This window comes from Shewanella sp. NIFS-20-20 (assembly GCF_019209865.1).
Classification (GTDB): domain Bacteria; phylum Pseudomonadota; class Gammaproteobacteria; order Enterobacterales; family Shewanellaceae; genus Shewanella.
On the sequence record NZ_JAHUTT010000055.1, the window covers coordinates 16,333 to 27,781 of the forward strand.

The 11,449-nt window shown below is 47.5% G+C and carries 11 protein-coding genes; 8 read left to right on the plus strand and 3 right to left on the minus strand.

Features of this window, described 5'->3' with window-relative positions; all coding sequences use genetic code 11:
- Positions 1-37: 37 nt before the first annotated feature.
- A complete protein-coding gene (gene ubiA, locus KU855_RS15080; RefSeq protein WP_218531105.1) occupies positions 38-904 on the plus strand; it encodes a 4-hydroxybenzoate octaprenyltransferase in 867 nt (288 codons plus the stop codon).
- Between the two features lie 529 nt (positions 905-1,433).
- Here ubiA and KU855_RS15085 read toward each other — a convergent pair.
- The 3 genes from KU855_RS15085 to KU855_RS15095 are packed head-to-tail and all read right to left on the minus strand — an operon-like array spanning position 1,434 to position 4,380.
- Positions 1,434-2,036 (minus strand): TlpA disulfide reductase family protein, encoded by a 603-nt coding sequence (locus KU855_RS15085; protein WP_218531097.1) that lies wholly within the window; start codon positions 2,034-2,036, stop codon positions 1,434-1,436.
- A 2-nt stretch (positions 2,037-2,038) separates the two neighbouring features.
- Entirely contained in the window at positions 2,039-2,449 is a 411-nt protein-coding gene (locus KU855_RS15090; protein ID WP_218531098.1) for a cytochrome c-type biogenesis protein, read from the minus strand.
- Positions 2,450-2,463: 14 nt separating this feature from the next.
- Complete coding sequence (locus KU855_RS15095; RefSeq protein ID WP_218531099.1) at positions 2,464-4,380, minus strand: heme lyase CcmF/NrfE family subunit; 1,917 nt, start codon at positions 4,378-4,380, stop codon at positions 2,464-2,466.
- Positions 4,381-4,902: 522 nt separating this feature from the next.
- On the opposite strand from KU855_RS15095, the gene KU855_RS15100 reads away from it, so the two are divergent.
- From KU855_RS15100 to KU855_RS15130, 7 genes are all read left to right on the plus strand, one after another.
- A complete protein-coding gene (locus KU855_RS15100) occupies positions 4,903-6,948 on the plus strand; it encodes a cytochrome c3 family protein (RefSeq protein WP_218531107.1) in 2,046 nt (681 codons plus the stop codon).
- Between the two features lie 110 nt (positions 6,949-7,058).
- Positions 7,059-7,436, plus strand: coding sequence for a rhodanese-like domain-containing protein (locus KU855_RS15105; protein ID WP_371316371.1), 378 nt, complete (start codon positions 7,059-7,061; stop codon positions 7,434-7,436).
- 46 nt (positions 7,437-7,482) lie between these two features.
- Positions 7,483-8,235: an FKBP-type peptidyl-prolyl cis-trans isomerase gene (locus KU855_RS15110; RefSeq protein WP_218531100.1), complete on the plus strand. Its 753-nt coding sequence runs from the start codon at positions 7,483-7,485 to the stop codon at positions 8,233-8,235.
- A gap of 33 nt (positions 8,236-8,268) precedes the next feature.
- Complete coding sequence (locus KU855_RS15115; RefSeq protein WP_218531101.1) at positions 8,269-8,955, plus strand: tetratricopeptide repeat protein; 687 nt, start codon at positions 8,269-8,271, stop codon at positions 8,953-8,955.
- 82 nt (positions 8,956-9,037) lie between these two features.
- Positions 9,038-9,745, plus strand: a complete 708-nt coding sequence (locus KU855_RS15120) for a 4Fe-4S dicluster domain-containing protein (RefSeq protein WP_218531102.1) — start codon at positions 9,038-9,040, stop codon at positions 9,743-9,745.
- A 1-nt stretch (position 9,746) separates the two neighbouring features.
- Entirely contained in the window at positions 9,747-10,694 is a 948-nt protein-coding gene (gene nrfD / locus KU855_RS15125) for an NrfD/PsrC family molybdoenzyme membrane anchor subunit (protein ID WP_218531103.1), read from the plus strand.
- A 154-nt stretch (positions 10,695-10,848) separates the two neighbouring features.
- Positions 10,849-11,346: a nitrous oxide reductase accessory protein NosL gene (locus KU855_RS15130; RefSeq protein ID WP_218531104.1), complete on the plus strand. Its 498-nt coding sequence runs from the start codon at positions 10,849-10,851 to the stop codon at positions 11,344-11,346.
- Positions 11,347-11,449 lie beyond the last annotated feature (103 nt).

An 11,449-nucleotide genomic window follows, 5' to 3' on the forward strand; every position in this document is an offset into this window, starting at 1 on the left:
TAGGCGAGTAGTTGCAGGAGCGCCAACGATGATGGATATGCGAATTAAGGATAAATTACCGGCCTATCTTAGGCTAGCGCGGCTGGATAAGCCTATCGGAACCTTGTTATTAATGTGGCCATGCTTAATTGCCTTGTGGTTGGCCGCCGACGGCGTTCCCAATCTCAAGGTGTTGCTGGTGTTTGTACTCGGGGTGTTTGTGATGCGAGCCTGCGGCTGCATTATTAACGACTTTGCCGATCGCAAACTCGATGGCCATGTTGAGCGCACCAAGCATCGGCCTTTAGCGAGTGGCGAGATCAGTGCCAAAGAAGCGCTGATTTTGTTTGTGGTGCTCGGCTTGTCGGCATTTGGCTTGGTGCTGCTACTCAATCCGTTAGTGGTTAAGTTATCGGTGGTGGGGATCATTCTCACCGTGATTTACCCTTTTACCAAACGTTATACCCATATGCCGCAAATGTTTTTGGGCATAGTGTGGAGTTGGTCTATCCCGATGGCTTACGCCGCGCAATTAGGCGATGTGCCCACTTCGGCATGGTGGTTATTCGCCGCCAACTGGTGTTGGACCGTGGCTTACGACACTATGTACGCCATGGTCGACAGGGACGATGACCTTAAGATAGGGATTAAATCTACTGCGATTATGTTTGGCCGTCATGACAGGCACATTATTGCGCTGTTCCAGTTAGCGGCATTGGCGTGTTTTATCGCTGCCGGCTGGGCTGCTGATCGCGGTCTTTTGTATGCGCTGGGGATCATTACCTTCATCGGCTTTGGCCTGTACCAGCAAAAGCTGATCAATGGTCGTGAGCGGGCCCCCTGTTTTAAAGCTTTTCTCAATAATAACTTGGCCGGCATGGTACTGTTTCTGTTTCTGGGAGCCGACTTTTACTTCTTCTCATAATCACTGCTGACTCACAAGCGCCCGGCATTGCTGGGCGTTTTTGTCTTGGTTTGATGTCGCACGTATTTTCAACGGAAAATCAAAAAATCTCTTGTTGTATCGTGGAAGAATACACCCATTTCCCATCGGTGTGGCCGAAGAATGTTGATGAAAATCGCGTGGCTTCGACATGGATGTCACAGCAGACTCGTCGAATCATGGACCAGCGTCTGAGCCGATAGCCATTTCCAGCATAAATTTGAGGAGTGGACGGCCCCGTCTGGGGCAGCAAGGGAGATGCAAGAGGGAATTACTGTTGATCCCCTCTTGCCTTGGTGAAGCCTAGAAGGCTTCGATTTTCCTATCGTCGGGACGGCGATTATTCTCTTTGCCGATGGCAGATTTGGGTTGGAGACCCACGACCCTCTGGCAAGCGCCGTTGCCTATTAATTGCCAACGGCGAGTTTGGCGGCAAAGCACCATGATTTGAGCCAAGCCAAGCGGCTCAATCAAAGAGATCCCCAGTGGCATCAACTGGGCGCTGCCAGCATCACCTGGCCGCGATATTCGCCGCGGTCTTATCGGCATATTTGGTAATAAGCTGATCAACAAAGGGTTGAACCGTTTTATCGTCCCAATCCATATAGCCGCGCACAAAGCCCACTAGGTTGCCTGCACCGTCAAACATATAGGTCGCAGGTACCACGTTGGCTGGCATGATTTTTTCGATTTGAGTGGTGGGATCGAGTAAGGTTTCAAAGTTCTCAAATCCATGCAGATCCAAGAACGGCGCAACGAGAGTAGGATCTTCGTCAATGGATAATGACAAGATGGTGATCTGCTTATCTTGATTATCTGCTTTTAGGTCAATCAGTGCTGGGATTTCTTTGATACAGGGTGGGCACCAAGTTGCCCACAAGTTAACTAGCACTAACTTGCCACGGTAATCACTTAAATTGACTGTGTTGCCATCGACGGTTTGCATCTCAATATCGGGCACGCCGCGCGCCCATGACATTTCGGTAAAGCCAGTCATTTGCATCGGCTTGGCTAAAGGTTCGCCGGTTTGATACACCTTATTTTGCAACGAATGCGCTTGCACCGAGAGACTGCAGGCGAGCAAGGCAAAGGCCATGGTGGCGTGTTTAAACATGATTAACTTTCCTCTAAATGTTGATGAGCTCGCCCTTGTTGACGAATAAATAACAGCACAAAGCCAACTGCCATGGCTAATAACAGACCGGGGCCAAACCAAAGCATCAGGGTGCTAGTGGTTAATCCCGGGCGGTAATGGATTTGTTCACCGTAGCGCTCCACCATAAATTGGGTGATGTCGGCTTTGGTTTTTCCTTGTTGTAGCATTTGATAAATATGCCCCTTGAGCTCATTGGCAATGGGCGCTTCGGATTCGTAGAGGCTCTGATTAACCGTCTTAGGGCAGCGTAGTTCTTTAGCGATAGTTTTAGCTTGCTGCAATAACTCACTGGTGCTTAACGCTTGCGCGCTGACCGCGCCGGTCATGACGCTAAGCAGCAGACACAGCAACAGGGAGATCAATGTTTTCATGGTTAGTTTCCTTATCACGCTAGGGCGGTCGGCGCCTTCGTCGGCGTTGGCCGAGCAAAGACGCAAATCAAGCCGCCAAGCATCATCAAGAGACCGCCTGCCCAAATCCACATGGCCAAGGGTTTAATGCTGATACGAATTAAGTATTCAGTGTCGGAAAGCTGTACGCCCTTGGAGACATATAAGTCTTTGAAGAATCCGTGAGAGACGCCGGCTTGAGACACTTCCATGCCATTGGTTTTAAAGGTTTGGCGCTCAGGATAAATAAATCCTAGTGAACGTTCTTGACTGTCCAGCACTTCAATTTGTGCCTGAATGCCGGTGTAGCTGGCAGTGTCTACCGGCATATTGGCTCGATAAATAAAGGTGTAATCACCTATTGGTTTGCCTTGGCCTGGTGCCATTCGTAGTAGCGCTTCTTGTTCATAATTAGAAATGCCAGTGGCTCCGATAATGCTGATGGCCACGCCAAAGTGCGCTATTAGCATGCCGATACGCACGCCGGTAAAAGGCTGTTTGCTAGTGCGCTGGCGCCATAGTGTCCATCCAAGGCTCAGCAATAACCATAATGCACTCGCCGCGCCGAGCCATAACATTAGGTTAGAGGTTTGCTGGCTGAGAATAAGGATGCCAGCAGCTGCAAGCCAGCAACTGACTAACGCCAATGCCGGCCACTTGGCTGAACCTTGCTTGCCCATTAAAGGAACCCACCCCATCACCAGAACACAGATAAAGGTCAGCGGAACGAAAATACTATTAAAATAAGGCGCCCCGACCGATAACGTGCCTAGCCCTAACAGTTCATACATCAAGGGGTAAAAGGTTCCGAGCAGTACCGACATCGCGGCCACCACTAAGATAGCGATGGCCAGTAACACGCCGGTGGTTTTCGAGTACAAGCCAATGGCGCTGACTTGGGAAAACTTGGGGGCCTTAAGAGCAAACAATAAAAGTGCGGCGCCAACAAAGACTAGTAGTAGCACTAAAATCGACATGCCACGAGTGGGATCGGAGGCAAAGGCATGCACAGATTGGACTATGCCTGAGCGCACTAAAAAGGTGCCGAGCAAGCTTAATGAGAAAGCCAATAAACATAAAAATAGGCTGGTGAGCTTGAATAGACCTTGTTGGCTGGTCAACCAGAGCGAATGCACTAACGCGGTAGCGATTAACCACGGAATAAAGGCGGCATTCTCCACGGGATCCCAAAACCACCACCCGCCCCAGCCAAGTTCGTTATAAGCCCACCAAGAGCCGAACGCGTTGCCGCCGGTTAGGAATACCCATGCCAATAATGCCCATGGGCGTAAATAACTCGCATGACGTTGTTCCAGCTTACCTGCCCATAAGGCCGCGAGGGCAGCGGCAAAGCAGATAATTAAACCGACATAGCCTAAAAAGAGCAGCGGAGGGTGCAAGATCAGGCCGATATCTTGCAAAATCGGATTGAGATTGCGCCCCTCAACTGGGATTTGCGGCAAGTTGCGGGCAAACGGGTTCGAGGTAAATAGCAAAAAGATATTAAAGCCTAAGATCAGCGCCGATAACACCGCCTGCATGCGAATAACAAAGCCCTTATCGGTGTAATGGCGGCTTTGCATGATAATGGCAGCCCATAAACTGATGAGCACCACCCAAAAGAGCATGGAGCCTTCATGGCTACCCCATACGGCAGCGATACGGTAATACCATGCCAACTGAGTGTTTGAATGGTTGGCCACATAACTGATGGAGAAGTCGTTGATGACAAAGCCAATGGTTAGACAGATTAAGCAGGAAAATAATGCCAGTGCTTGTAATAAACACAAGGGGCTTACAAAGCTTAATATATAGTTATTTTTCTTTCGAAGTCCAAGCCATGCGACCCAGCATAAATTGATTGCGAGAGCACTGCTTATAATGAGCAGTAAATGTCCAATTTCAGCCAGCATACTCTGCCTTATATATAGCTAATGAATAAGTGCTATAAATCACAACACGTAATAAATGTGACTTATCTATTACTTTGCACTGATGAAATAACAGCATGAAATCCAGCCAATCCCGAAGGGGATGGCGGTGGAAATATATTGAATTGTCGGTACATCTTTATTGTTAATACGAGATTAGTCTAAATCAGCAATGGATAATGTGACCCTAGTCATCAAATAATTCACCCACTAGCTAAGGGCTGAATATTTATAATTGTAGATAAGCATTTTTGATCTTTTTATATATAAAATACGCTTTTTACATATAAATTAAGCGTAAAGCTATATGTTTAAGTTATTGTTTTTTATATCAAATATTGGCTTTTACAACTCTGTGATTATGAGGCTCTGTTTTTTGTGCTCTAGCTCTGATTTTTTTAATTGTTATCACTAGAAAATCGGTGTTGCTCAGGTGTTTATGTGATTCGGTGAATTCTCTGGTTCAGTGAAAAATATAATACTCATAATAATTAGGAGTGAATGATGAAACAATGGAAGCACAAAGCGACGCTAGGGGCGTTGTTTTGTTTAGGCGCTGTAGCCAGCACCGCAGCTTATGCCGCCAAACCTGGTGAGCCTGGATATGGCACTAAAGATATGGGCGTGAGTGCTCAGAAGATTATTGCTAATCCTGATCTGACTGAAGAGTCAAAAGGCGTTAAAACTCTGCAAGACTATATCGTGCAAGAGAAAGAGCTTTTTGATTTCTTATTCCAAAATCACCCTGTATTTAAATACGAAGAACAGGGTCGTTTACTCGGTACTTATAAGATTTCTGACCGTGGTGAAGAATATTTAGATCAAGGTAACAGCCAAAAGTACTCTAAGCACCATGGCCGCCCAATGGCGATTCAGTATCGCTTAGGTGAGAAGTCAATTCTTGACTATCCAAACAAGTTTGTTGGCCCTGAGAAGTGTGGTGAGTGTCACGCGGCTCAGTATGAGAAGTGGAAGCGTTCACGTCACGCCAAAACCATTCGTTTCCCTGGCGAGCACCCTGAGGTCGATAACGATCTTGAGCAAACCATGTACGACACCAAGGATACCTCTATCCTGCCAGATGGTATTACTCCAGATGCCATCTACGCCACTGTAGGTACTCCACGTACCAAGTATGGCTATATCGATGCCTGGTTGGTACGCGGTACTTACCATATTCGTGATGGTTTATTACGCGATGGAACCGGTACCTTAGTGGCCGGTGGTAACCAATTCTCTCGTGGTTGGGCAGAATGGTTTACTCCAGAAAAAGCTAAAGAAATTAAAAAGCTGATCCCAACTTTCCCAACTGAGCTGTCTGAATTCGGTCCGACCAGTTCTCACCAGTGGGGTATGACTTCTTACGGTGCTAAGTATGAGAAGGAATTCTTATTCCAGCCTGCTTCTTCTTACTGTGAAGTGTGCCATACCTTCAAGTTTGACTTTAAGAACAAGCAAGAATTCTTCGATGCCTTAGGCGATCCTAAGAAGTTGCAAGAGCACACAATTTCTCGCGGTATTGCGTGTGAAGAGTGTCATGGCGCCGGTGGTCACTTAGACGGCGGTATCGGTGGCGGCATGCCTTCAAACTGTGAACGTTGTCACCAACGTTTCAACTTTATTGAAGACTTGGCCACAACTGACGAAGGCAAAGAGAAGTTAGAATATGCCTTCGGTGTGAAGATGAAGTCATCTTGCCCATCATGTGGTACTGAAGGTTCACAAATGTTCTCTTCTGCCCACTATGACAAGGGTATGCGTTGTGCGACCTGTCACGATCCACACGAAGTGACTGGTAACGATTGGAAAGAAGGCTTTACTCGTCCAGCGATGAAGAAAGACTGTACCGATTGTCATGAAGCGCAAAAGACAATTGCTGACAACAGCAAGACTCACAGCAACCAAACCTGTCAATCTTGTCACATGCCTAACACGGGTTCATGTGAGAACTTTACCGGTATGCAATACCCAGACATGGCTGGTTTCGATGCGGTTCGTAAGAGCCACGTATGGAAGATTGATATTCATCCAGAACGTAAGATGTTGAATCCTCCAGAGGGCAGTGCTTCTCGTGATGCTAGCGAGAAAAACTGGACATTGGCTAAGGATGAAGAAGGTCATTACTACCTGGATCTGATGTGGTCTTGTGCTCGCACCGCCCCATCTGATGTCGACGCAGTAGAAAACAAAGGTTGTCATAGCCCATTCCAGTCTGAATTGGAAATCGGCATGCACTATGACGACCAGATGGAAATCTACGGTGAAGTTCAGAAGTGGCAGAAGCCTATCAAGGAAACTTACGCAGAAGTGGTTGGCGCGATTGAGCGTATCGACCAACTGATGGAAGTGACCAAGCTGACTAACGAACAAAAGACTCAGGTTTATATGCTGACTGAAAAAGCACAAGAAACACTGGATCTGTTAGAAGCTGATGGTTCTTGGGGTGTTCACGGTCCTCGTTACACCAAGAAGCGTATCGATGCAGCCCTGTCTTATGTGACTCAGGCTCAAGCTATCCTCGATGGCAATGGTTACGCAGTAAACATGTAATCTGCTGATTACTGATTGTCCCCAGCACGTTTACGTGCTGGGGCATACAGGAAAATATGATGAACAAGTCTTTACGAAATGTGTTGATGTCTATTTGTTTGCTTGCCCCAATGGCCACAGCGGTAGCGGGCAGTGGTGGTGAGTTAACTCCGGCCATTCAGCATGATATCCAACTTAATACCATCACCATGATGGAAGCAGACACCTTGGTTGGCAAAGAAGGCGTTTATTTTTTCGATGTAAATACTCTGGAGTTGTGGGCTGAGGGCTTTATTCCCGGAGCGGTTTTTTTCAATGTGAGAAATTGGAGAGAGTTACTTCCAAAGAATAAAGATGCGGTGATGGTGTTTTATTGCGCCAACCGTCTTTGCACCATGAGTAATGTCGCAGCTCGTGAGGTCATGAAGCTGGGTTACACCAACGTTCGCCAAATGCCTGATGGTATTTATGGCTGGCGCATGTCTAACCGTCCATTTGAACGCCCTTAATGATGAATTACCGGCCTGTGCTGGTCTAAGACTTGAGAAATAAATCATGAAAATTAATAGCAAAAAATTCCTGCTGGCGAGCACCATTGCATTCACTCTTTCTGCGCCAGCGTGGGCGACGGATTTGTCGACTGACGTTAACAAAGAGTCTTACAGCGTTGGGGTCTCAGTGGGTAACTATCTGTCAAATCAGATTTATAACCAGACTGAACTGGGTGCTGAAATCAATATTGATGTCATGATCGAAGGCTTTGTCGATGCACTGAAAAACACCAGTGACATGTCTGAAGAACAAGTGGTTGATTATCTTAATAAGCGCGGTGAGTTCTTAAATCAGAAACGCAATGAAGAAATCGCCAGAATCTCGCAAAAACACCTCGATGATGGCGCTGCGTTTATGGCCAACAATGCCAAAAATGACAAGGTAGTGACTACCGAATCCGGCCTGCAGTATGAAGTGCTGATCCAAGGGGCAGGTGAGCTGCCTAAGCCTGAAAGCGTGGTCACAGTCAACTATGTGGGCAAGCTCATTGATGGCACTGAGTTTGAAAGCACCTATATGCAAAATAAGCCGGCGCGTTTTGCATTGATGTCAGTGATTGAAGGGTGGCAAGAAGGCCTGAAACTGATGCCGATGGGCTCGACCTACCGCTTTACCATCCCTGCAGCATTGGCATATGGCGAAGACGGCGCGGGCGCAATCCCACCACAAGCGACCTTAGTATTTGACATTGAGTTAGTGAATGTTGAAGCACCTAAGAGTGAGCCCGACTTAAAGTCGATGATGGGTCACGGTTAATTCGTGTTTTATTTATCCACAGGAGAGTGAACTATGTTGGCATTGGCAATGACGGGCATATTAGCAAGCGTTGTCCTGCTGTTGTGGCTTCACTCAAATCGGCACCTACCTCAGGTTAATACCGGCGGCGCTGCAGAGAGAGCGCCTCAGGTAAGCCCTGGTGTGATGCGATTGTTCCCATGGATTATCAGTGGTGTGGTTTTGTTATTAACCCTTGGGGTGTATAGCCAAACTGGCCGTTTTCATGACTGGGATACGGGTCATGTCAATCAACACATTAATTATCTGGTGGCCGCCGATATTACTAAAGGTCGACGCGCCGTTGAGCAAACACCAGACAATGAAGTGGCGTTATTGGATTTAGCGCAGTCATATGCCGCCGGCGGTTTATACCAAGACGCGGTGACGACGTTAAATCAACTGATTTCCCTTAACGGGGAGTCGGCGGAGCTGCTTGGTATGAAAGCAACCGCCATGTATTACCGCGACGAACGCGCCATTGCGCCGGAGACCGGTATTGTTATCGCCCGAGCATTAGCACTGCATCGGGAAGAGTTGCAAACCCGCTTACTTTTAGCCACGGATGCATACCTGAGGGGGGAGTATTCCAAGGCAATTGAACACTGGACCATATTATTGCAGAACCGCGAACAGCCGGTAAATCGACACTCCATAGAGAATGCGATTGCCAAGGCTCAAGCAAAACTCGGCACCAGTTAACGGGCACCGCATCACAAACACTGAGCACAAGAGCACCTATATAAAAATCACATCGATCGATGATCGATAGATGGAGGATGTTGTGAGTGAAAATATAGAGAGACGGAGGTTCCTGAAAGGAGTCGGCGCATGCTCTGTATTGATGACGGCCGCAGGTTGCTCATCAGTCAAAGAGGATGGCGAAGGCGCTAACAGGCCCCATTATGTGATGGTTTTTGACCAGAACAAGTGCGTTGGTTGTGGCGATTGTAAGACTGCATGTAATCAGGCCAACAACTTACCTGCCGGTAAGTCAAAAGTCCTGCTAGAGCAACAGTCTGGTCGTGTTGAAGGACAAGCATGTCCTCATTGCGGCAAAATGGAATGTGGATGTGAGCGAAAGTTTGTGCGCGTTTCTTGCCAGCAGTGTAAGAACGCTCCTTGTGTCACGGTTTGCCCTACTGGCGCGGCTCATCGCGATCCAAAGACCGGCATTGTGACCATGGATGACAGCAAATGTGCAGGTTGTAAGTACTGCATTGGCGCCTGTCCGTACAACGCCCGCTTTATTAACGAAGACACTGATGTTGCTGATAACTGTGACTTCTGTTTAGAAAGCAAATTGGCCAAAGGCGAGAAGCCGGCTTGTGTTCAAAGCTGTCGTTATGATGCACTGATCTTTGGTGATGCTAACGACCCGAACTCTTATGTGAGCCGTTTGCTCGCAGTTAAGGATTCGGTACGCATTAAGCCACATTTCGGAACTGAACCTAGCTTGCGTTACATTCCAATTGTAAAACTGGGAGTCTAACATGGACGGAAGTATAGAGTTTACCATGGGGCTGTCTGAGGGCGTTGCTTGGCCTTGGCCGATCGCGGTATACCTGTTTTTTGCAGGTATTTCTGGCGGTGCGTTAACCATTGCCTTAGGGATGCGTTTTTTCCTTGGACAAACCGAAAATACCCCATTTTTGAAAGCCGCTTCGCTGGTGTCATTTGTGACCATCAGCTTAGGGATGATCTGCCTGGTATTTGACTTAACCAACCCGTTATTTTTCTGGCGAATTCTGGTGTTCTACAACCTGAATTCTGTGATGTCTATCGGGGTTATCGCGCTGACATTCTATATTCCGTTAGTGGCCATTATTACCTTATTGGCTCTGGAAGAAGAAGTTCGTGATATCAAGGCGTTAAACTTCTTGTTGCCTGTCATTCAGGCCATCAAAGGTTTCCGTCGCCCAATGGAAATTGCGGTATTGGTATTGGCATTATCAGTGTGTGCTTACACGGGCTTCTTGATTTCAGCCCTGATCCGCTTCCCACTGATCAATACCTCGGCGCTGCCGGCCTTGTTTGTGGCATCTGGATTATCAGCAGGCGCTGCGTCAGCCAAAATGTTAGCTGTGTATATGTTCAAAGAGCCTTTACATAGCAAGGACATGCATGTGCTGCATAGCGCTGAATGGCCAATCATGTTTGCTGAAGCCTTGTTCATTTTCATGATCGCTATGGCTTTGTTCGGCGGTAACGCTGGCGCGCAAGCGGCATTTGCTGCCTTCCATGAAGGTATGTGGTCAAGTGTCTTCTGGATTGGTGTGGTCGGCATTGGCTTTATGGGGCCGTTACTGCTTAATTTTGCCACCGGCAAAAAGTTCAGTCACTCAGCTTCAGCATTCTATCTGTCAGGATTTTGCGCCGTGACCGGTATGATGTGTCTGCGTTTATTTATTCTATACGCAGGTCAGCTACACGCGATTTAATCTCGCCAGTGAACACAGTGGTCAACAATCGTTGATCACTGTGTCTATTAGTTCGCTCTCGTCAACACATCCTCACTAGGTTTCACCCCAGTGGTGTGAGCTTATAAAGAGGTTGTCAACGACGACATAATCCTCAGCAATGAGATCCAACACTATGAAAAAACTGCTTACTTTACTTCTCATTCCGCTCGCCGTGGCCTGTTCAGATAATCAAGCCATTGCCGACATTAGCGTTGCTAGCACCATTACCGAGCATGATCGCTGTCATTTATGCGGCATGATGATCACCAAATACCCCGGCCCTAAAGGTCAAGTCGTGATAGACAACGGTGACTACAATCCCAAGTTTTGCTCTAGCCGCGATATGTTTACTTTCGCGCTGCAGCCAGAAAACAAGCGCCAGGTGACGGCGTTATTTGTTCATGATGTTGGTGTCACCGATTGGGCGCATCCTCAAGATTCGGCCTTTATCGATGCCAAGGCGGCATATTATGTCTATGGCACCAGCAAAAAAGCAGTGATGGGGCCTGCGGTCGCGCCATTTTCGAGCTTAGCCGCGGCCGAGGCGTTTGCGAATGAGTTTGGCGGTGACGTGTTGTCGTTTGAAGACATCACGCTCGAACTCTTGGGGCGTTGTTTCCTAAATCATTGAACTAATCATCAGAACCACGATCAGATCATTAGAACTTTGAGATGGGTGACGATGATGGGTAAGGCAAAGTACAAAATCAGCAACTGGAAGCAATATAACCAAG